The sequence below is a fragment of the Aromatoleum toluclasticum ATCC 700605 genome (assembly GCF_000378245.1).
In the GTDB taxonomy this organism is placed as follows: Bacteria; Pseudomonadota; Gammaproteobacteria; order Burkholderiales; family Rhodocyclaceae; genus Aromatoleum; species Aromatoleum toluclasticum.
This window is the reverse complement of sequence record NZ_KB899498.1, coordinates 1-22,464: the sequence shown is the minus strand read 5'-3', so window position 1 is coordinate 22,464 and position 22,464 is coordinate 1. Positions and strand designations below refer to the sequence as shown.

Annotated in this window: 15 protein-coding genes and 3 pseudogenes; 2 read left to right on the top strand and 16 right to left on the bottom strand. The window is 63.3% G+C overall.

The features are described 5' to 3' along the window. Nucleotides 1–62 precede the first annotated feature (62 nt). The 4 genes and pseudogenes from F464_RS0114435 to F464_RS30370 form a co-directional block, all read right to left on the bottom strand. Nucleotides 63–464: a cupin domain-containing protein gene (locus F464_RS0114435; protein WP_232428931.1), complete on the bottom strand. Its 402-nt coding sequence runs from the start codon at nt 462–464 to the stop codon at nt 63–65. Then, complete coding sequence (locus tag F464_RS0114430; protein WP_018990537.1) at nt 461–1,780, bottom strand: ferredoxin reductase family protein; 1,320 nt, start codon at nt 1,778–1,780, stop codon at nt 461–463. The genes F464_RS0114435 and F464_RS0114430 overlap by 4 nt, the downstream gene beginning before the upstream one ends. A gap of 69 nt (nt 1,781–1,849) precedes the next feature. Next, entirely contained in the window at nt 1,850–2,356 is a 507-nt protein-coding gene (locus tag F464_RS30375) for a PepSY domain-containing protein (protein WP_018990536.1), read from the bottom strand. Nucleotides 2,357–2,745: 389 nt separating this feature from the next. Continuing rightward, nucleotides 2,746–3,177, bottom strand: a pseudogene (locus F464_RS30370) (transposase); the annotation flags it as partial. A gap of 373 nt (nt 3,178–3,550) precedes the next feature. Between F464_RS30370 and F464_RS28610 the strand changes: the two are divergent. Next, entirely contained in the window at nt 3,551–3,925 is a 375-nt protein-coding gene (locus tag F464_RS28610) for an integration host factor subunit alpha (RefSeq protein WP_040395236.1), read from the top strand. A gap of 196 nt (nt 3,926–4,121) precedes the next feature. Here F464_RS28610 and F464_RS28605 read toward each other — a convergent pair whose 3' ends face one another. The 3 genes from F464_RS28605 to F464_RS0114400 form a co-directional block, all read right to left on the bottom strand. After that, complete coding sequence (locus F464_RS28605; RefSeq protein ID WP_018990533.1) at nt 4,122–5,480, bottom strand: HipA domain-containing protein; 1,359 nt, start codon at nt 5,478–5,480, stop codon at nt 4,122–4,124. Further along, nucleotides 5,477–5,713 (bottom strand): helix-turn-helix domain-containing protein, encoded by a 237-nt coding sequence (locus tag F464_RS0114405; protein ID WP_018990532.1) that lies wholly within the window; start codon nt 5,711–5,713, stop codon nt 5,477–5,479. The genes F464_RS28605 and F464_RS0114405 overlap by 4 nt, the downstream gene beginning before the upstream one ends. A gap of 225 nt (nt 5,714–5,938) precedes the next feature. After that, entirely contained in the window at nt 5,939–6,907 is a 969-nt protein-coding gene (locus F464_RS0114400) for an IS1595 family transposase (RefSeq protein WP_026296005.1), read from the bottom strand. A gap of 230 nt (nt 6,908–7,137) precedes the next feature. Here F464_RS0114400 and F464_RS31620 point away from each other — a divergent pair, with 230 nt between their 5' ends. Beyond that, complete coding sequence (locus F464_RS31620) at nt 7,138–7,293, top strand: response regulator transcription factor (protein WP_018990530.1); 156 nt, start codon at nt 7,138–7,140, stop codon at nt 7,291–7,293. Between the two features lie 320 nt (nt 7,294–7,613). Here the strand turns inward: F464_RS31620 and F464_RS0114390 are convergent, their stop codons facing one another. The 9 genes and pseudogenes from F464_RS0114390 to F464_RS0114360 all read right to left on the bottom strand — a co-directional run. Continuing rightward, complete coding sequence (locus F464_RS0114390) at nt 7,614–8,777, bottom strand: response regulator (RefSeq protein WP_018990529.1); 1,164 nt, start codon at nt 8,775–8,777, stop codon at nt 7,614–7,616. Then, nucleotides 8,774–9,976 (bottom strand): EAL domain-containing response regulator, encoded by a 1,203-nt coding sequence (locus tag F464_RS28595; protein ID WP_018990528.1) that lies wholly within the window; start codon nt 9,974–9,976, stop codon nt 8,774–8,776. The genes F464_RS0114390 and F464_RS28595 overlap by 4 nt, the downstream gene beginning before the upstream one ends. Nucleotides 9,977–9,994: 18 nt before the next feature. Beyond that, nucleotides 9,995–11,668: an ATP-binding protein gene (locus tag F464_RS32045; protein ID WP_408605234.1), complete on the bottom strand. Its 1,674-nt coding sequence runs from the start codon at nt 11,666–11,668 to the stop codon at nt 9,995–9,997. 111 nt (nt 11,669–11,779) lie between these two features. Further along, nucleotides 11,780–11,920: pseudogene (locus F464_RS32040) on the bottom strand (histidine kinase dimerization/phospho-acceptor domain-containing protein); the annotation flags it as partial. Nucleotides 11,921–11,974: 54 nt separating this feature from the next. Next, nucleotides 11,975–15,154, bottom strand: a pseudogene (locus tag F464_RS32035) (PAS domain S-box protein); the annotation flags it as partial. A 142-nt stretch (nt 15,155–15,296) separates the two neighbouring features. Further along, nucleotides 15,297–17,966, bottom strand: a complete 2,670-nt coding sequence (locus tag F464_RS28580; protein ID WP_018990526.1) for a response regulator — start codon at nt 17,964–17,966, stop codon at nt 15,297–15,299. A 23-nt stretch (nt 17,967–17,989) separates the two neighbouring features. Beyond that, the gene (gene cheB / locus F464_RS0114370) at nt 17,990–19,090 is read right to left on the bottom strand and encodes a chemotaxis-specific protein-glutamate methyltransferase CheB (protein ID WP_018990525.1); all 1,101 of its coding nucleotides are present in this window, start codon (nt 19,088–19,090) and stop codon (nt 17,990–17,992) included. Continuing rightward, nucleotides 19,087–21,465: a hybrid sensor histidine kinase/response regulator gene (locus F464_RS0114365; protein ID WP_018990524.1), complete on the bottom strand. Its 2,379-nt coding sequence runs from the start codon at nt 21,463–21,465 to the stop codon at nt 19,087–19,089. The genes cheB and F464_RS0114365 overlap by 4 nt, the downstream gene beginning before the upstream one ends. 2 nt (nt 21,466–21,467) lie before the next feature. Beyond that, nucleotides 21,468–22,464: methyl-accepting chemotaxis protein (locus tag F464_RS0114360; RefSeq protein ID WP_018990523.1), on the bottom strand; the 997-nt coding region annotated here is incomplete at its 5' end.

The following is a 22,464-nucleotide window of genomic DNA, read 5'->3' as shown; positions in this document are numbered from 1 at the left end:
CAAGAGGACGATGAAGACGAACTGAGTGATGTCCTCCCGTAATTGAAGGCGAGGACATGTTTCTATTCGCCCCGGATCATTATCAACAGCATCTTGAACCCGTCGACGGGATGCACTGCGTGAGGCACGCCGGCCGGCATGAGTAGCGCATCGCCTTCGCCCACCGTATGGACGACACCTGCGATCGGAATTTCGGCGCTACCCTCGATGCCAATGACCAAGGCATCGAACGGCGCCGTATGTTCGCTTAGGCCCTCATTGCCGTCGAAGGCAAACAAGGTGACATTGCCTGCAGAATTCTTGACCAGCATTCGGCTCACGACTGCTTTGTCCTGATATTGAAGCAGGGTCTTGAGCTTTTGCACTTCAGTCCCCGATTTTTCGCTGCTCATATTGCTCCCTTGAACACTAAGAAGACGATCATCAATCAGAAGGCCGGACTGCCCATCCCTAGCCGTTTTCATCGCATCTCGAAGGCCTCCCGACGAAATCTCAGGCGCCTGCCCCAGATTGCAGCCAGCCCGGCCTCCAGCTGATCGCCAAATAGCCTCGGCCCGCAGAACCACACTTCGGTGCGTCCCGCTTTCGGCTGTGACGCGGCCAACTCCTCCGATGTCAGGGTCGCGCCGACCGAGGTATCGTGAATATGAAGCTGAACCATGGGAAGTCTCGCGCAAAGCCGCTGCAGCCGTTCCACGAAGGGGTCGCGCGAGGCGTTGCGCGTGCTGTAGTGAAGCTCCACTTGCGGTGCCGAGTCGGGGGCGGCGCGTAGGGCATCCAGCCATGACAGGAAAGGCGTGATGCCGATCCCGCCGGCGATCCAGATTTGGCGCGCGTTCCGATCATGGCGCTCGAGCAGGAAACGTCCGTATGGCCCTTCGACGGTGACAGGCTGCCCGACCGCAATACGTGTCGCCAAGCGACGCGTGTAGTCGCCCAGCGCCTTGATCTGGAAAGTCACCGTCTGGTCGCCGCGGTCGGCGCTGGCAATGGTGAAGGGATGCGCTCCTTCGATGCGGTCGAAACCGACGAAGGCGAACTGGCCCGCACGGTGACCGTTCCATCCGGCGTCGAGACGACAGGTCACCTCGGTGATGTCGGGGGCCGGGGACGAGACGGACGCAACCACGCCCATTGCGCGCCGATCCCGGCCGATACGTCCGGTCAGCGCCAGGATCGATGCCGCGGAGCCGGCCGCGATCAGGGCCGCCATCAACCATCCGACCGCATTGCTCCAGTATTCCGGCGGCGCGAGCACCGCGGCGTGGAACGCGAGCATCAGGTACAGCACCGGCATTGCGCGATGGAGATGGCGCCAGAATTTGTACGGGAAGCGCTTCCAAAGGCTCAGGACGATCATTCCCAGTACGAAGTAGATCGCGAATTCGCCCAATTCGTCGCCGGCATCGCGCAGGCTTTCCAGTAACGCGCCAAAGTGCGCCTCGGGGACCTGGCCGGCCTCGCTAAAGACGGATTCGAGCACGTCGTCGGACATCTCGATGAGCCAGTGCAGCGCCGCGAAGACTGCGGCGAGAATGCCGGCCCACTTGTGCAGGCGAAAGATGCGGTCCATCCCGCCTAGCGGGCGTTCGAGTACCGCCGGCCGGGTGGCCAGTGCCATTGCCAGCGACATTAGGCCTATGCCCAGCACTCCGCTGAGATAGAGCGCCTGGTCGCGGATCAGCCATGGTAGCGACGCGCTGCCGTCGCCGTCGACACTCGCGGCGAGCCCCCAGGCGAGGGTGAGAAGGGCAATGAACGAGGAGAGGATGAAGACCATCGGATACCCTCTTTAGGCGGGATAACGGCAGGAGCGCCGGCGTGGGCGGCGCTCCCCTCGGGTAGAGGCTCAGTTGTTGCGCTTGACCTCGGTTTTGATGACCTCACCGGTGACGGGGGCGACGTCGAGTTCCACCAAACGTCCCTCCCTATCGGTGGCCGTAACCTCGAACTTGTCACCATCGCGCTCGATCTCCTTGAGGTCTCGATATCCCATCGCTTCGACCTTGACCTGCGCCTGGTGCAGCGTTAATCCCGTGGTGGGCTTGGCGCTGGTGTCCTTGTCACGCTTCGCTTCGGTCTTGAGGACGACCCCCGTGACGGGATCGACATCGATCGCCACCAAGCGGCCGTCCGCGTTGGTGGCCTTGATCTCGTACTTGTCCTTCTCGCGTTCAAGTTTCGTGAGGTCGCGGTAGCCCAAGGCTTCAACCTTGAGCTGGACTTCGTGCGGTGTCAGCCATTGGGCCGAGCCGGTACCGGTCGCATTGCTTGCAGCGAGCGCCGGCACGATGATTCCGCCCGCCAGCAGACCGGCGCCGAGGGTGAAGGTGACGATGAGTGTGTTCGTGCGCATGGTGGTTTCTCCTGTTCCTTGGGGTTGCGGCCTCTTTCTGGTGACCGTGGCGCAATCCTGAACGGAGCGAACTGAATGCGGGCTGAATGTTCCTGCCGTGTCAGCAATGGGAATCAATGCCCACCGCGTCGATGTCGGGGGCAATACCGGGGAATTTCGCTGACGTCTATGTCCGCAGTCCAAGGTTCTCGGTCGTTTGTCAGCCTGCTTGCCAACTGAAGCAGTCACTCGAATGTCAGCTGCGGAGCGTGAATGACTGGCCGATTTAGGCCGAGGTCGTGTAAAAACGGTTGCCGATGCAACGAGAATCAGTCGCTCCGACGCGCGGCCGCGGCAGTCATTGACTTGAACGCAGTAAGTCAGCGCTGATCGGCGGCAAGAAGACCCGCTCAGGCCTTCATCGCCGCCATCAGTGCCTCGTTTCCCATCAGATTCATCACCCGCTTCAGGTTGTACGCGAGCACGTGCAGGCTCATCTCGGTTCTGACGCGTTCGAGGCCCTTGGTCAGGAAATGCGTCTCGCCCATCCATGTCTTCAGAGTACCGAAGGGATGCTCAACCGTCCGGCGCCGAATACGCATGCTGTCGGGCGCCTCGTCTAGACGGGCCAGCATGACCTCGAGCTCTTCCTCATGCGCCCGGCGGCTGACGCGTCGATAATCACCAGGCGTGCATTTGGCTTTTATGGGGCAACGCGGACAGTGTGAGCTCCAGTAACGGTGCATCGTCAGTCCGGTCTCAACGCTCGTATAACGCCAGATCAGGCCCTCGCCCGCCGGGCAGACGTACTCGTCATGCTCGCGGTCATAGCCTCGGCCGAATGCGGGCCTTCAAGATTCCACCGCAATATCCTCCGAGGAACTTTGACATTAAACGGTTCATTCGGGCGCACCTTGCTCCCCTGCCCTCCCTTCCGCGGCAAAGCCACCAGCCAATCGGCCGGCACCGGGCACAATTACCGTCTGACTCGCCTTACTCACCCGTTGCGCCGCAAACGCGTCGAAGGCGTCTTGAACGGCTATACGTCGCCTGTAATCATCGGCTACCCGAGAGGCGGCACGTCCGGGTTCGCTGCGCCGTCTCCCGTCGCTCAAACCTTCTCGCCGTCGGCGAGGCGGTGCTTGCTGCAGCTGCCGAATGCATCCATTACTATGCTCTCAGCAACATCCCTCCATGTCGCGCAAGTCGCCCCCCATGACCCTCACCAAAGCTGACCTCATCCAAGACATCGCCGCCGCCATCGGTCTCAACAAGCGAGAAGCCGCCGAAATGGTCGAAGCGTTCTTCGAGGAGATTGCCGGCGCACTTGTCAGCGGGCAGGAGGTGAAGTTGTCGGGCTTTGGCAGCTTTCAACTGCGTGAAAAGCGCGCCCGTCCCGGACGAAATCCGAAAACGGGCGAAACCGCGCTCATCAGCGCGCGCCGCGTGGTGGTGTTTCACCCCAGTCACAAGCTCAAACTTGCCGTTGCCCCGGGCAATCGGTCGTCGGAGGCAGCCGGCACGGGCACGGCGACCGCACGAAGGCGTGCGACGCGGAGTTCTTTGCGTGCGATCGAGGAATTCATCTGAGCCACCATGGAAGGCAGCATTCCCAATCAGCGCCCCCCTTCAACGGCTTCGTAATGGTCGGGATGTTCCGCTCGGCCCTCGCGACGATGAACTCGTCGCAGTCCGGTTCGCCGCCTGAGGGCTCACGCGGAGTTGGGGTGGTGTCTGGCAGAACGACGGAGCGCGGGGCCTCGACGTGGCCACCCTTCAAGAACGATTATGGACGCGCGGCCAGACGCTCCCGCACAGCCGGATCGACCTCCCGCCGAGTCAGCAGTTCGCTGAGTGTCGTCGGTCGAGACTTGAGCACCTCGGCAACGAAACCTCTTCGTTCCTCGATGACGGGCAGCACTTTCTCTCTCAGGAACTCCCGTTCGACCGGCAATATCCGTTCGTCGCCGATCACGTTGGCGATGGCCTCCGGCAAGCCGGTGCTGATACGCGACAGGACGCCGCGGACTAGTCTCGGCGCAACGTCGGCCTCGTAGGCCATCGCATCCCAGTGTGCCCCCTCCACCCAACCCGGCTTGTTCTCACCGGCAATCGCCATGGCCATGGTCTGCCGCGGCAGATACGCCTCCACGCACAGCATGTCGTAAAACGGCGCGACCGCCGCCTTGTGCCCGCGCATCAGAAAGGCGATGTTCTTGGCGTGGGCGTCCAGATTGCCGATCAGGTAGTTGAAAACAACCCATTGGATCACGGCGTTGACCGCCACGATCGGACGTTCGATGAAGGCGCCCCGGAATACGCCGAACAACTGCTGCAGCCCCAGTCCCCCCTCGCTCTCGTACTTTTTCGACGGCGCCACCCCCAAGGCCTGGCACAGGTCGATCTGATGAGCCCGCCGGACGGCCTGGCTGGCTTCCTTCGCCCCTTGCCCTGCCTGTAGTTCCCGGTCGAAGCGCTCGATGACATAGAGCGGCTCGGGAAGGTGCAGCAAGCCGACCGGCGGTACCGGAACCTGCAATGCCCGGGCGAGGCGCATGCAGAAGAATTCGTTGGCGGGACAAAAGGGAAAGTCCGCGCTGGCGTTCTCGGGTTTGACGATGTGGGTCGAGGGTGCCGAACCTTCGGGCAGGAACATCGCGCCGTTCGCGTCGATGCGTAGCCCCAGTTTTTCCTGGGCACCGGCCAGGGACATCCGGATTTCGTCCCAGGAAGCCATCAGCGGCAGATTGCGCGCCCGGGAGGCGAGGATCTTTTCCTGCAGCGCTTCCGGCGACAGGGGCAGCAGGATTTCCTCGCCCGGCTCCCCGACGCCTTCTGGCATCAGTGAAAGCGCCCCCGCGGTGTCCTGTCCATGCCGCAACAGGAGTGCCCACGTATCCCGCGGATCAATCCGATCCCGGACGGCAATCAACTCTCGCAAACGGCCTTCGGGCAGGAGGTTCTCGAAGAACCATTCGACTGACTTGGCAGGCGCCGAATCCTTGAATTCCCGGGTGGCGATCGGGAAATTCGGCGACAGCGCGAAGGCCGCCCACTCGCTCGCGTAGCGAAACGTCCACCGCCCGCCCTCGATCTCGAGGGTTCCGACCCGAGCGCCGTTGGCTAGAACGACCAACGCGCTCATTCTGTTTCACCCGGCAGCCGCAGCCTGAACTCGATGCCGAAGCGACTACAGACGACCAACACTTTTCCGATCTGGACCGTAGGTTTTCCTTGCTCCAGGCCGTTTAGAAAGGGCAGACTGACATTGCACAGCGCTGCGGCATCGCGCTGAGTCAACCCCGACTCCTTGCGAACGGCCCGAACGATCTTCCCCAGATCGGCGACCGAGCAGATACTAACGTCTCGGGGTCGCATCGCCCCTCCGGAAAATAAACGATCGTTGAATTTTGCGCCACATCCGTCCGTGTGAGCAATGAAATTCAACGAGCGCTGATCATTTCACCGTTTTTCGTCCAGGATTCGCGGCGATCTCTGTGTCATCTGCGACTCCACGCCTCACGGGGCGCCAGCGAAACCTCTGACGTGTTGAACTGTCCGCGCGCATTGAATTTTGACCCCCCGGAGGGTCAATTTTCAAGGCTATGTCACCGCTAAATGTGGAAATCTCCCGATGGCGGCAAGCAGCATTGCTTCGGACGTAGGAAGGCGGTGAGCGTCGAGGGCGTGCCGCCATCCGAGATAGTTCGGCAAGTAATGGGTAGCGACGCCGTGGAAGCGCTCAATCCATTGCCGTAGTCGGCTGTGGTAGGCGTTGACGTTCTGCACGTGGAACGCGCCTTTGACGCGCATGCTGGCTGACAAATTGACGGACTCATGGCTGATGCCGACGTCTTTGGCGAAGTACCGGTAGCTTGCATTGGCATCGCTGACCAGCAATACGTCTGCATCGAGGACCGGCGGCAGGCATTGGCGCAGTTGGGCTTTGCTGACGGGCCCTCTTCCTGTCACGAAGTCCAGCGTTTGTCCGGTTCGGTCTCGCGCGACGAGCACGCACACCTGTTCGTTCGATAGCCCTCGTTTGGTTGCGGCTCCGCCGCGCTTGCGGGGCGGTCGAGGCAGTTTCCGGGCCCCTTTCTGTGACTCGAGAAAGTAAGTCTCGTCCGCTTCGGTGATGCCATGCAAATGTGAGGGGCGGTCGTTCTTAATCCAGGCCAGGAAGCGGTGACGCCAACGGAAACTTGTGTTGCGGTGTACCGCGGTATTCTTGGCTGCCTGGCGTACCGTCTGCGAAGTCAGCATCGCTTGCAGATAGGTCAGCCACTTCGATTTGTGTCGTAACCGCGCCAATGGGGTGCCAGTCAAAGCATTGAAGGTCTTGCCACAGCTCTGGCAGCGATAACGCTGAAGACCGTGTGCCTGGCCATGTCGATGCAGCCGCGAATGCCCGCAGTGCGGGCATTTCGGGCTCGATTCAAAGCACGCTTGAAGGTGCGCTGCCGCTTGGTCGCCATCATGCGGTCGCCTCAGGACTTCAACGACCCTGCTCCGCTGACGGGGTGACAACTGCCCCAACAGCTTCAACACGCGTTCGAACTCTACCGTTCTCATCGCTGCCTCTCCGCGCCTAATAACTATATAAAAATATAGCTCTCGGCGCCGGCAGTTCAACACTTACCGGTGACATAGCCATTTTCAATGCGTAGCAACACTCGAGCGCGTTGCTCAGCCCCGTCTTCTGCCGGATGGCGGACGGGGGAGCCGGTCTCGACTGCCCCTCCCGCACTCATAACAGATCCCTGCGATCCCCGCCCGCGAAAGCTGCAGTCGGTGGGCGCGAAATGCAAGACTGGCTCAAACAGCGAGGATCCCACCTGCCTGTCAATATCTACACCCGCAACGCGAACATTCCCGCCACCGTTCACGCGGTGCAGGCTCGCACCTTCGCCGTCATCGAAAAACCGTTGAGCAGTGATTTGCTCAATGCGTACGTGTGAACGGCAATAGCTGGGGCGCGAACCCGCCGCACTCGCCGCGTGCAGATCGGTCTGGCGCGGGCAAAGCACGGACTGCTCACCGAGCGCGAGCTGCAAGTGGCGCGGCATCTTGCCAAAGGGATTTCATACCCCGAATTGGCAGCCGAATTAGGGATTAGTCTTCGGACCTCGACGCCCACCGAACGAATCTGTTTCGCAAGCTGGAAATCAAATCGAGTGCCGCTCCTGCGCGCCTGTTCGTTCTCACCGAGCTCGGGGACCAGTAGCCCTGGGCGGAGCCCGGTCACTAACGATCAAACCCCGGGCGAGCCCGAGGCCAGCTAAGCAATGCCGAGGAAGCTGCGGACCTTCGACAGCAGTACATCCCTGTCAACGGGTTTGACCACAAAATCGGCGGCGCCCGCTTTCAGGCTTTCGACCACCACGTTCTTTTCACTGCGGCCGGTAATCATGATGACGGGAACAGCGGCGAGTTGCCCGACGGACTTCAGGCGACGGGTAGTTTCGATACCGTCGATATCAGGCAGATTGACGTCCATCAGGACGAGATCGGGTCGACGCCGGCGCAGCGCCCCGAGAGCTTCGGTGCCCGACGTCGCAATGATCAGCTCCAGCTCGAGTTCTGCAAGTATGCGCCCGAGCAGCTTGTGCTGAAATTCGTCGTCATCGACCACCAGAACGACCGGTCGGACCTGCGCTGCAAGCGTCTGGAGTTCGCGCACCGCTGCGACCTGCGGTGCGAATTCCTCCTCGATGGAGTCGATCCACAGGGTCAGTGGTTCGACTGCTTCGGCGGCCGCCTCGAACCGCTTGCCGATCTCGTCCATTTTCAGACGCTCGATCTCGCGCTGGAAGCCGCTATGGTCCTTGATCTCGACAACATCGCGCAGTTCGCCGCCCGACAGCTTGCGGGAAAAGCCTTCCAGCGCCGCCCCGATTTCCTGTCCGGCCTGCTGTAACGACCGGTTCGCGAGCTCCACGTGTAGGCCACCCGTCGTCGCATATCGGGCCAGCTGCGATTCGAGCTCCGCAATGCGCCGCGCCTGCACCGCAAGTTCCCGGACAGTAGGCCCATCCGCTCCGGCGTCCGTCATCTGACGCAGCGCGTGGATCACCGCCATCGGCAGGCGCGGCGTGTCGTGGGTCATCGGCCAAAACAGGATGTAGTCATCGAAGTGCTCTTTCTTGCACAACGCATAAACCCGGCGCACGTCATCTTTGTTGCACAGGATCAGGGTCCGGTGTGGCAGCGCATGGATCAGCGTGCTCAGCCGATAAAGTCCGAGATAGTAGCGCTCGGCCTTCTCGAGGGTATCGAAGGCGAGGATCAGCACCTGAGGTTTGCAGCGCTCGAAATCCTGAACGCTCCGGTCCGGCTCCGTTGAGACCGCGACGTTCTCGAACTCCTCGCTCAAGAGTTTTCGCACCAATCCGGCGTCCGCAATGATATCGCTCGCGACCAGGATCCGGGCGTCGTGGTTCATGATTGTTCCCCCACCAAGGAGGGACGCCGCAAGTCCCACTCGGCAATCCAGTCGGGCAATTCGGCCGCCGGCATGGGCTTGGCGACGAACCAGCCCTGCGCGAGATCGCACCCGCTCGCACGCAGGAAGTCCCAGTCATCGCGGTCCTCCACCCCTTCGGCCACTGTCGTCATGCCGAGGTGTCGCGCCATACTCAAGCTTGCCTCGACGATCGCTCGCGCCGACGCATCGCGGTGGGCCCCATGCACGAAGCCACGGTCGATTTTCAGCTCGGAGAACGGAATGTCACGCAACTGCACGAGCGAGGAATGGCCGGTGCCGAAGTCGTCGATCGACAGACCGATCCGTTTGAGACGCAGGCGGGTCAGGATGTCCAGCGACTCCAGCCGATTCTTCATGAGTCGGCTTTCCGTCACCTCCAACATGAGACTACTCACCGGAAGTCCCGCCTGGGCCACCGCGCGCTCGACCCGCTCGGGAAATTCGAGATTCGTGAGGTTCTCCATCGAGACATTGACCGCCAGCCCGAGCGACAGGCCTTCCGCCTTCCAGCGGCGGTCCGCCTCCAGCGCGCCGGTCAACACCGCATGCGTCAGATGATCGATGAGGCCGTATTCCTCAGCCACGTCGATGAACTGGTCGGGAAACACGAGACCGTCTTCGGGGTGGCGCCAACGCACCAGCGTCTCAACGCCCATCACGGTACCCGAAGCGAATGCCACCTTCGGTTGGTAATGGTTGACCATCTGCCCGCCGACAATGCCGCGCTGCAATTCGTCAGGGCCGTAGCCCTTGCGGAAAGCGCGAGGCACGAGGGCGGGCCTATTGGAAAACAGTCCAAGAATCTCCTGCAACTGGGCAGGGGAAACGGGTTTGTGCAAACTGCCGAGGACGTCGAGCTTGTGGGCCCTGGCAAGTTTTTCCGCGGCCTGCAGGATCCGCTCATCCTCGCCGCTGACCAGCACCAGTCCCCCCTTGAACCCGATGTGCGCCAGTTGCCGGACGAACTCCACCCCGTCCATTTCCGGCATTTGCAGATCGCAAAAGATCAGCTCGGCGGCGCCGCGGCGGGCCTCCACCACAACCAGCGCATCATGGGCACGCTCGCACGCGGTCACGTCGCCAAGGCCGAATTTGGCCAACTGGCGCGCCAGAAGTTTGAGCATGAGGGGGTCATCGTCGATCAGTAGTATGTTCATGATCGTTTCCTGTTTTTTCTATGATCTATTTTTTTCGATAAGTACTGCAACCAGCACCGCACCCACGAGATCGTCGAACTGCGCTATCCGCTGCGCGATCGCGGTCCGATCTTCGGACCGCACGGCATTCTCGAGTTCCGCGCAGAGGTCGCCCAGCCCCGCGGCTCCCACCGCACGCGATGACGACTTGAGTTTGTGGGCAATCGCGCCGACGGTTCGCATATCCCCGTCAGTGATGGCGGCATGCAGGTCGCTTGCGTGTTGCTTGGCGGAGACCAGGTAGTCTCCAAGTATTGCATCGACGGTCTCGGGATCGTCGCCGACCAACTCCTTCAGGACGGCTACATTCACAAGGGGGGTGAGCTGCTCTGCTGGATGGGGTGCCGCCGGCGGCGGCGAGGCCTTTGTCGTCGGCAGCCATTTCTCCAGTGCAGCGCGGAGCACATGGAGTTGAATCGGCTTGGTCAGATATTCGTCCATACCCAAGGCGCGCGCCCGACTCGCCTCTCCTCGCAGGGCGTTCGCGGTGAGCGCGAGAATGGGGATGCGTCGCCGCCCCGCCTCTTCCCGACGAATCGTTTCCGCCAATTCATAGCCATCCAATTCCGGCATATGAAGGTCGGTGAGTAGCAGCGCATAGTGCCCGATGCGCCACATCTGCAGGGCTTCCGCACCGGTAGAGGCCACTTCGGCTGCGTAGCCGAGCAGCGCAAGCTGCTGCAGGATGACCTTCTGGTTGATGTCGTCATCCTCTGCGACCAGAACCAGACGACCTAGCGCACGAGCTTCCGCTACGGACGGAGGCGGCACCTCTTCGTCGTCAAACGGTCCATTGCCGTTATGGTGAACGATCTCGGGTGACGCCCGGCCTGCAGCCACCGCCACTGCGTGCAACAGAGCCTGGCGCCTCAGCGCGTCACCGTCCAGCGTGACCATGTCGGGCGCTACCGCCCGAGCACGCCGCCGCCGCCCCCGCGTAATTTGCAGGCAATGCACCTTCGGTATGGCAGCGGCGAGATTGCACGTCTGGGAACATCTGTGGTCTGAATACGAAATCACAACCACCGGCGCCGCCAGGGTTGCGGCCTCCGCCGCCGCGCCGCCCTCATCGACCGCCACGCGCGTGCGGGCACCAGCGTGTTCGAGGTATGTGGATAAATCGCTGATGTTAAGGTCTGCACTTTGAATAAGAATACAGTTGACATCCCTGAGATCCGGCAGCACACGCACCGGCTGTTCGCTGGCGATTTCGAACGGAAGGGTGACTGTAAAGATCGCGCCCTCGCCGGGCACACTCTCCACGAGGATTTCTCCGTTCATCAGGTCCACCAGCCGCTTGCAGATCGCGAGCCCGAGACCTGTGCCCCCGAAACGGCGGGTGGTCGAGACTTCAGCCTGACTGAACGGGGTAAACAGGCTGCCGAGCGTGTCCGGAGCCATGCCGATGCCGTTGTCGGCGATGCGGATGGCGAGCCGCAGCGGTGCCTCCTCTACAATCTCCACGCGAACCGAAACACGGCCATGTTGATCGGGCCGGCCAGCCGAGAACTTGATCGCGTTGCCAACCAGGTTGTAGAGCACCTGACGCAGCCGCACGTCGTCCGCGAGCACTCGCTCCGGGATGTCCGGCGAGATGAACAGCGAGACATCCACCCCCCGCCGGGCGGCCACCGGAACAAGCGAATTGCACAGTCCTTCGACGAGATCCGAAATTGACAGCGGTGCTCGTTCGATTTCCAGCTTGCCGGCCTCGATCTTGGAAAAATCCAGGATGTCATCGATGAGGCCGAGCAGGGTCGTGGCCGACTCGCGTATGGTTCTGATCAGATCCATCTGATGCTCGGACAGCCGACCGTTGGCCAGCACGTCCACCATGCCGACCACCCCATTCATCGGTGTACGGATTTCGTGGCTAATCGTGGCAAGGAATGCCGATTTGGCACGACTTGCCTGTTCGGCATCGGCCCGAGCGGTAGTCAGTTCGGCGATCAGTCGCTTGTTTTCGCCGATATCGCGTAGCGTACCGATGAAAAAACGCTCGCCACGCATTGCGTATTCAACGACTGACAACGAGAGGGGAATGAGATGACCGTCCTTGTGCCGGCCTTCCACTTCGCGACCGATACCGATGATGTGGGCCTCGCCGGTGCGACGATAGCGATCGAGGTATTCGTCATGCCGGCTGCGATGCGGTTCTGGCATCAGGGTTGACACGTTTTGCCCGATGACTTCCTCGGACCGGTAACCGAGAATCCTTTCCACTGCCGGATTCGCACTGCGCACGATCCCCCGATTGTCAATCCTGATGACACATTCGAGGAGATTGTCGACCACCGCGCGGATCTCCTCCTTCTTCGCATTCAGCGCCTCCAGCGCAACGGTGCGTTCGTCGACGCGACGCTCGAGCTCCCGATTCAATTGCGACAAGCGCTGTGCCGCTTCATGTTGCTCGGTCGCGTCGCGCGCGGTGGCGAAGATCAAGCCGCCGGGCTGAGGCAGGGCTTTCCACGCAAGCCAGCACCACGAACCGTTCTTGCAGCGGTAACGGTTCTCGAAGTTGAGCACCGGCTCGTTGGCGGCGATGCGCTCCATTTGAGCCATCGTTGCGGGGAGGTCGTCGGGATGCAAAAGGTCCATGAACGGCCGCGCCAGAATTTCCGCCTCGCTCCAACCCAGCAACTGGCTGGCGGCTGGGTTTATGCGCTGGAAATAGCCTTCCATGTCGATGATGCACATCAGATCGAGCGAAAGGTTGAAGATGCGATCGAGCTGCTCCGTGGCCTCGCGCCGTGCCGTGACGTCCTGGAAGAGGACGAGTCCACCGGTACGCCCGTCATGGTCGTAAGGCACGGCCGTGACCTCGCCGAGAAAGGCGGAGCCGTCGGTCCGAAGCAGTTTTTCCTCCAACGCGGTGGCGACCGCCCGTTCGTTGTTGAGACGACCAATACGCTCGCCTGCGATCACCCGACTGTCGGGATGGACAAAATCGAGCACCCGCCGCCCGATCAGTTGATCCGCCGATTCGGCGCCAAACAGTGCGATAGCTTTAGGGTTGAGGAACTGGAAACATCCTTCGCTCTGCACGAATACGCCGAACGGCGACAGTTCGATGAACTGCCGGTAGCGCGCTTCGCTCGCGGCCAAGGCCAGTTCGGCCCGGCGCGCCTCCGTCACGTCGCGAAACACCAGCACGACACCACGCACAATTCCGTCGGCATCGACGATGGGGGCGGCACTGTCCTCAACGGCACACTCGCGCCCGTCGCGGGAGATGAGCACGGTATGGTTGGCGAGGCCTTGGATTGCGCCCGTGCGCAGCACGTCGTCCACCGGAATCCTGGCGGGAAGGCGCGTCTGCTCATTGATGATGCGAAACACCTCTTGAACTGAGCGCCCTCTTGCCGCGGACAGCGACCACCCGGTGAGTTGTTCGGCAATCGGATTCAAGCGCGTGACGCGTCCGTCGGCGTCTGTGGCCAGTACCGCATCACCGATCGAATGCAGGGTGATGTCGAGATCCTTCTCGCTCTGCTGAAGCGCCGCTTCCGCGCTCCGTCGCCCACGCAACTCCTCCTCAAGTGCGGCCGTGCGTTGGGCCACTTGTGCCTCGACGGCTGCGTTGCGGCCGACCATGCCCAGCGTCACCAAGGTGATCAGGAATGCCGCCAACACCGAGAAGGCGAGGTAGGCGCGCGCTTCAACGCTCTCTCCCGGCAACCAGAGGCCGCTGGCATGCTGCATTTCGAGGCGCCAGACGCGGCCGGCAAACTGCACGTCGCGGTGCCACTGCGGTGCTGCACCGGCCGGCAGCGTGGTGACCAGGACGCTCGCCAGTGCACCGGGGGTGATGTCGGATACGCGAAATGCGAGCTCCCTTGCTCGCGCCACGTTCGCGAGGGGCGCGAACAGCTGTTCGAGGTCGAACGACCCCATTAACACGCCCTTCAGGGCAGCGCGCCGCTGCTCGACGGACTTGGCGCCGTCGTCAGGGGTCAGCTGATAGACGGGAACGAAAACGGGCACGCCGATCTGCCCGTTCTGTACCAGCGGCAGCGGTGCGGTGGCAACAGCCTGACCCGTGTCGCGGGCCCGATCCATGGCTGCAAGCCGCGCGGGATGCGCGGCGAAATCGTATCCGACCAAGGTCCGGCTGTGTGCCAGCGGTTCGACGAACCGCCCCGGAAAATAGGCACTGCGCGTATCGGCACCGATCAGACGTCCATCTGGCGCGCGCTCGGTAATGCCGCTCGCGTTCTCGAAATCGTCCCGCAGCGTGGCCTCGAAAACAGCGCGGTCGGCCGCCTCGATACGCGGCAGCCATGCAATAGCCTGCAGGCCGGGCCGCTCCAGCAGGTACGACGTGAACAGCGAGAACTGCCGTTGCGTCACCGCCTCGTTGGCGGCGAAAAAGCGCTCCACACTGAGCAGGGAATCGATGGCAGAGGGGAGCGCCAGAAAACCGAGTTCATAGGCCTGATCCTGCAGGTGCTCGGCTGCCCGTTGCGCTCGTGCCTGCTCCAAGCGGGTGAGCCCGAAGCCGCCCGCCGCGACCAGCGCTGCGGTCGTGAGCAGCGGTAACACGATCGAAATCCGGTTCCGCGCCCAGGTAGGAGGCCCGCCCGGCCAGGCAACGAGGGCCATCGGCATGAACAGCAAAACGCCGACAACGTCGCCTGCCCACCAGATCAACCATTGGTTGAGTGCCCCCGCGTCCGCCAGGCGTCCAAAGCCGTTCAGCGTGGCGACGCCGATCGTCGCCGACACCAGGCACGCGAACGGTCCGGCCCGGAAGAGGAAACGCCATAGGTCCGCATTGCGCGCGAGCGGGCTGGCCCCGTCGAGAAAGCGTCGCGCAAACCAGAAACCGAAAAGCGCCTGCATCGTTGCCGCGGAAGCATTGAGCGCGGCCACGAATGCGCCCGTCGCCGACAGATCCAGCCATATGTTGAGCATGAATGCGCCAAGCCATACGCCTGGCCAGCAACGCACGCCACCAATCAGAAGGGCGGCAACCGCGAGCCCGGCGGCGGGCCACACCAGCGAGGCATAACCGGGCGGCAGTGCCAGCAGCCTGCCGGCCAGTCCTCCCAGGACATACAGCGTCGCGACGAGCACGATTTTCAGCAACACGTTGTTGCGCCGCGTGCCCGACGCACGACCGATTTGCTCCCGATCCATATTCATAACCGCCCTACTCGCCAGATGACCAACGGCACTTTCACTTGGGACTGCCACAACGAGGTCTTGTAGCGCGCACGAGATCCCTCCAAAGTTCCTTCTGCTCGACGTAAATACAGGATCGAGAGCGCAGCGTCGTGCCTCAAGGGTTCATCACGAGCATCGCGCGGATGCAAGCTTCGACCTCGACAAGCGCCGGCGCGAAGGCTTCCATGTGCTCGCCAATTGCCGACCGGTTGCCTGACCTTCCAGCATTCTCGAGTTCGGCACAAAGATCGCCGAGCACTACTGCACCGACTGCACGCGACGAAGACTTCAGCTTGTGTGCGATCGCGGCCACCTCGTGCGGATCACCCTCGGCGGCCGTGGTACGCAACTGCTGGGCCAAGCGAATTGCCGAAGCCAGGTAGTCCGTGAGAAATTCGCGGACGGTGCCGGCATCGTCGCCTATCAACGCATTCAACACCGCCACATCCACAGCGGGAACGGTCTGCCCGTCGCGCACCTCGGCCGGAGGCAATCGCGGTGCATCTTGCACTGGTAGCCATTTTTCGAGCGCGGCTCGCAGCACGGCGAGTTGCACCGGCTTGACAAGATATTCATCCATGCCCGCGGCAAGCGCGCGACTCGCTTCGCCGCGCAGCGCATTGGCGGTCAGTGCCAAGATCGGCATACGCGACCGACCCGGCGCTTCCTCCTGCCGGATCGCCTGGGCCAGCATATAGCCGTCCAGCTCGGGCATGTGGATGTCGGTGAGCAGCAGCGCATAGCGTTCCGCGCGCCACAACCGCAAGGCCTCAACGCCGTTACCGGCGATCTCGGCCGCGTAGCCGAGCAGCGCAAGCTGCTGCAGGATGACTTTCTGGTTGATCTCATCGTCCTCGGCCACGAGGATCAGGCGGTCCTGCGCGCGCGCCTCGGCAATGGTCTGTGGCGCGCCCGCGTCGCGCGACAGATCTTGGCTATCACTGTGCTGGAACGCATCGGGCGATGCGCGCCCCGCGGCCACCGCCACGGCACGCAGCAACGCAGCGCGACGCAATGCGTCGCCATCCAGCGTCACGATGGCCTTGTCCGTCACGCGGGGCCGTCGACGCCGCCCTCGCGTGATCAGCAGGCGGTGGCAATGCGGCACGCTGGCGGGCTCGCCCCGCGTCGACGACTGCGCATCTTCGCCGGACTGGATCATCACGACCGGACCTCCCCCCAATGCAGCGGCTGCGGCCTCCGCGGCGCGCTCGTCGTTTGCGGTCGTCACGCGCGCGCCGGCATTTTCGAGATAGACGCGCAAGTCTTCGATCTCGAGCTCGGAGCCCGCAATGATCACGCATTCGATCCCGCGAAGATCGGGTAGCGCACGCACGGGCTGTTCGGCAGCGGGTTCGAGCGGCATTGTCACGGTGAAGGTCGAGCCGACACCGGGCGCGCTTTCGACAACGATCTCGCCCCGCATCAGATCCACCAGCCGCTTGCAGATCGCCAGACCTAGGCCTGTGCCCCCGAAACGTCGCGTCGTCGAGAGCTCGCCCTGCGTGAACGGGGTGAACAATCCGCTCAGCACCTCGGGTGCGATTCCGATGCCGTTGTCCGTGACCCGGAACGAAATCCGCAGCGGTGCCTCCTCCGCGACCTCCACGCGAATCGACACCCGCCCGCGCTTCTCGGGGCGACCGGACGAGAACTTGATGGCGTTGCCGACCAGGTTGTAGAGCACCTGTCGCAACCGCACTTCGTCGGAGAGCACGCGTTCCGGAACGGAGGGCGACACAAACAGGACCAGATCGACGCCTCGACGCGAGGCGACCGGCACCAGCGAATTACCCAGCCCCTCGACCAGGTCGGCAACCGAAACCGGTGCCCTCTCGATCTCGAGCCGCTCGGCCTCGATCTTTGAGAAATCGAGAATGTCGTCGATGATGCCGAGCAGCGTGGAGGCGGACTCGCGTATCGTCCGCACCAGATCGGCTTGGTGCTCGGAGAGGCGGCCATGTGCCAGGACATCCACCATGCCGAGCACTCCGTTCATCGGCGTGCGGATCTCGTGGCTCATGGTCGCCAGGAAGGCCGACTTCGTACGGCTCGCCTGCTCGGCGTCGGCCCGCGCGCGCTCCAGTTCCGCGGTGCGCTCGGCCACGCGCTGGGCAAGCAGCGCGCGTTCCGATTCGAGCGCTCGATTGGCCACCTCCAGCGCTGCGGTCCGCGCTTGTACTTGGGCTTCCAGATCCTCGTTCAGGCGGCGCAATTCGTCCCGCGCCGTGGCAAGTTCCCGATTGTTGTTGACCGCCGTCTCGTAGGTTGACAGCAGCAGGTTGAGAATCTGCAGGCGATCAGAAGTGATGAAGAATCGCCGTCCGGAAAAGAACACTTCCACCCCCATTTGGGCATTCTCGCTCCCGACCCAGGTTCCGCTCTCGCGCAGCGAGCGGTTGGCCAGCACCAAGGCCACCCGCGACAAGAGGTAGCGCTCCTCGAAGGGCTTGAAAATGAAGTTGTCCGCGCCGCACTCCAGCCCCTTGATGACGTCCACCGGGTCACTGAGCGTGGTGAGCAGGATCACGGGGATCTGCTTACAGGCGCTATCTGTCTTGAGGTGTCGGCACAACTCATATCCGTCCATTTCCGGCATCACCACATCGCTGATCACCAGCGCGGGCGGACGCTCGGCGATGAGCTCGAGGGCCTCCCTGCCGTTGCGTGCGACCGCGTAGCTGTGGCCATGCCGTTCGAGGAAGAAGGCGAGTCGCTCGGCCTGCGTCGGGCTGTCCTCGACGACGAGGATGTGTGCGTCGCTGTTGGCATCTGGATCTTGCATTCGGATAAACCTCTCTTCTTCAATTACCTTTTGGTCGTTGGCACCAAAGCCGGCCTCGATGGGGCTGCGAGCAGCCCGGTCAGCAGGGCTGCAATCTTATCGGGGCCCAGAACATGGCTCGCGCCACCGCATCGGATCGCCTCGCCCGGCATGCCGTGGACCACGGAGCTTTCCGCATCCTGTGCCACCGTGACCGCACCGGCGTCTCGCAGCAGTTTGAGTTCCGTCACGCCGTCCCTGCCCATTCCGGTCAGCAGTATCGCCACCGCGCGCGAACCACACTCCGCGGCGACCGAACGGAACAGGAAGGAAACGGCCGGACGCACACCATTTTCCGGCGATTGACGACTCAGCGCGATGCGGCCATGGGGCGCGAGGCCCATGTGACAGCCGTCCGGCGCAAGATACGCATGCCCCGGCAGGAGTACTTCGCCGTGCGCGGCGATACGGACCGGGAAACCGGTACCGTGGCTCAGCCATTCGGCAAATCCCGGAAGGAAGCCGGCAGCGATGTGCTGCACGATCAGTACCGGCACGGGGAAGCTTGCCGGCAGGCTGGCTAGAATCGTTTGCAGCACCGGCGGGCCGCCCGTCGACGCGCCGATCGCAACCACTTGGATCGGTCCTTCTTGCGAACGCCCGTTGGCCGGCACGATCGCCGAGGTCGTCCCAGTGGAGCGCCGCAGCCGCGGCCAGCGCTTGATCACCCTCACCTCGGACATCAGCGCGACGATCTCCAGGAGTTTGGCCGCCGACGCCTCATGGTCCGGGTGCCCCGGCCCGGCCGGCTTGGCCACCACCGCCACCGCACCCGCCTCCAGCGCCCTGAAAGTCGAGGCGACTTCGGCGGGGTCGACGGTTGCGCTGCATATCACCACCGGGACCGGCCGGGTCTCCATGATCCTGCGCGTCACCTCGTAACCGTCCATGCCGGACATGTGAATGTCCATCAGGATCACGTCGGGCCTGCCGCCTTCGAGAAAGCGCAGCGCTTCCGCGCCGTTATCCACCGCATCGACGACCCCGAAGCGTGGATCCGAGGTGAGGAGGTGGATCAGCAGCAGTCGTGCCGCGGGCGAATCCTCGACCACGAGCACCGCAATTTTCCCGTCGATCGTCCTCACACCAGCCTCCGGATCACGTCCAGCAAATTGCTCTGGTCGAAGCCACTCTTGACGATATAGGCGTTCGCCCCGACATCGATGCCGCGCTCGCGGTCGGCCGCCGACGACAATGCGGTCACGAGCACGACGGGCTTGGCTGCAAGCTTCGGATCGGCGCGGATCCGCGCGGTCAGATCAAAACCGTTCATGCGCGGCATTTCGACGTCCGAGACAACCAGGTCGAAGACCTCGCTGCGCAGCGTCGTGAAGGCCTCTACCCCGTCGACCGCGGTGCTAACGCGATAACCGGCCGATTCGAGGATGCCTTTGAGCAGCATGCGGGAAGTGATGGAATCTTCCGCGAGAAGGACCTTCACCGGGTGACGCATCCCCTTGTGGGCAGACGCATCGGCGCGGTGCGGCATCCCCGTCCGGCCACCGAGCTTGCGCGCCGACTTGACCAGGTCGGCGACATTGAGGATCGGAGCCACCTTGCCCGACGCCAGCACGGTGGCACCGGCGATGTTGCGCACTCGCACCAGCGGCCGGGCGAGCGTCTTGACCAGCACTTCCTCGTCGTTGAGCACCTCGTCGACTGCAAAGGCGATCCGTTCCTCGCCCGAACCGAGCACGACCACCGGGACGAAAGCGGACTCCATGCCAATAGCGTTTTCGCTACCCAGTTCAAGCGCCTGTTCCAACCGGACAAGCGCGACCGCGCGGCCATCGAGCGCGACCGTCTCACGGTTTTCGACGGTCTTTACCTCCACCCCGGGAATTCGCGCGACGCGCTCGACCTGGACCGTGGGAATGACGAAGGGCCGATCGGCGACCCGCACCACCACGCCGCGAAAGGTGGCGAGGGTCAGCGGGAGAACGATGCGAAAGCTCGTCCCGGCGCCACGCCGACTGTCGATAACGACACGCCCGCCGAGACTTTCCGTTTGTTCGCGCACGATCGCCAACCCAAGACCGCGGCCGGATATCTCGGTCACGATGGGACTGGTGGACACGCCCGAGTGGAAAATGAGTTCGAGCGCGCTGCGCTCGTCGAGCTGTTGCGCCGCCTCGGTGGAAAGGGCTCCACGCCTGATTGCCGCTTCCGTGACCCGCGCGCGGTCGATGCCGCTTCCGTCGTCGGCGACAAGGATCTCGATCTTGTTGCCATTGACCGGAACTGCGGCAATCGTCAGCGTCGCTCGCGATGACTTGCCTTGCGACAGTCGCTGTTCGGGCTTTTCGATCCCGTGATCGATGCTGTTGCGCACCAAGTGGATCAACACGTCCTTCATGTGATCGAGGATGCGTTTGTCGATCTCCACTTCGCCGCCGCGCACGACCAGATCCACCTCCTTGCCCTGGTCGCGGCTTAGTTCGCGAACCATTTTTCCGAACAGGTCCGACAAGGTGGAAAACGGCAGCATCAGCAGCTTCTTCGAATCACTCAGCAGGTCGTCGACGCCTTTGGTGATCGTGCGCTGATCGCGCGCCACCGACTTGCTCAGTACGCGCAACTGGCGTTCGAGCGAACGGATGAAGTCGCAATTCGAATCCAGAAACTCGAGCAGCATCGTGAATCGCGGCTGGGTTGCCCCAATTGGAGCCCCGTCCGCTGCGCCAGCGCCCGCAGAGACTGCGGCCCTGCGCAACGCGCGGACCTGTGGTTGGATCCGTTCCCACCGTGCATTCCAGTCGTCGAACAGCCCCTCGAATTGACGCAGGTCGGCGACACGTTGCGCCGCCATCTGCTTGGCAGTGAGCATCTCCTCCGCTTCGAGAAGCAGGAGATCCAGCTTGGCGGTCGCGATGCGCACGGTCTCGGCAGGCGGTGCGCGCACGAACATGGGCGGCGGAAGTGCGTGCGCCTGTTCCGGGCGACTCTCGGCATCGATTGCGTAGAGCGGCTCCGGCGCTGCGGCCCCCGGCAGGGGCGCCGCTTCGACCTGCTGTATCGGCGCGGCCGGATCTGGGGCGCTCTGTTCGATAACGGAGCCGGAACTCAGCGCACCGAGCTGCCTGACCAGCGCCGATATCGCCGCCCCCTGCGCCGCGGAGGGTTCGTCCTCGGTCGCGGCGGCGAGCGAGCCGATCAGATCGATCGCCGCGTGCAGCGTATCAAAGCCTTCGGCCCCGAACCCGGCCGTGCCGCGTTTCCATTCCGCGAGCACATGTTCCAGCGCTTGGCAGATTCGCTCGATCGGTGCGAGGTTGACCGCGCGGGCGGCGCCTTTGAGGCTGTGCGCGTGCCGGAAGACGGTCTCAAGCTCACGGGCGCGCGCCTGCGGATCGGCCTCGCGCTCGAGCGCCAGCAGCCCGCCCGAGATCGCCCGCACGTGCTCGTCCGCTTCGGCGTGGAAGGTCGCGCGCAGTCTGGCGAGAAACGCCTGCTCGTCCATACTCACCGGACCTCCGCCTGCGCCTCGTGCACCCGGTAGCGCGCCACCATCTGCGTGAGCCGCTCGCCCAGCAGCTTCAGCTCGTGGGCCGCGCCCTCCAACTGGCGCGCGCCATCGGCGTTCTGCGCGCTCGCCTGGCGGATCCCCTCCATCGCCGCCGCCACCTGATCCACGCCCACCAGCTGCTGCTGGCTGGAGACCGAAATCTGCGCCGCCGCCTGCGCCGATTCGCCCATGCCGGCGGCCAGCGATTGAATCGACTGCCCCGCCTGCGCCGATTGGGCAACCCCCGCCTCGACCGCCTTGCTGCCCTGCTCGGTCACCAGTACCGCCGCGCTGGTCGCCTTCTGGATGTCATTGAGGATCGTGCGCACCTGGGCGGTCGCCTGCTTCGACTGCTCGGCCAGACTCCTGACCTCCTGCGCGACGACCGCGAAGCCCTTGCCTGACTCGCCCGCCTTGGCCGCCTCGATCGAGGCATTGACCGCCAGCAGGTTCGACTGCGCCGCCAGATCCTCGACCGTGGCCACGATCTGGCCCACCGTCTGGTTGAGCTCGCTCAGACGCAGCATGCTGTCGGTGATCGCCGCCATCTGCTCGCGGATGCGCCCCATCCCCTCGATCGTCTGCTCGGTCGCCTGGCGCCCGTTTTGCGCCACCTGCGCGACCTTCTGGGCCGTTTCCGACACCGCCCGCGCCTTCTGGCTTGACAGCTCGGCGGTCTGGCGCAATTCCTCGACCGTGGTGGTGGTCTCGCCCACCGCAGCGGCCGTCTGCGAGGCGCTCGCAGCAAACTGCGCCGTCGAGGCCGAGATCTCGCTCGCCGACGTACCCAGCACGCCGATCCCTTCGCCCAGTTCCGTGGTCAGCCCGCGCAGATTCTTCACCATCTCGGCAAAGGCCACCCCCAGCACGTCGCCGCGCGAGCGCGGCTCGACGTTGATGCTCAGATCGCCCGCCGCAATCCGACCCGCCACCCCCGCCATGCCCTGCAGCGTC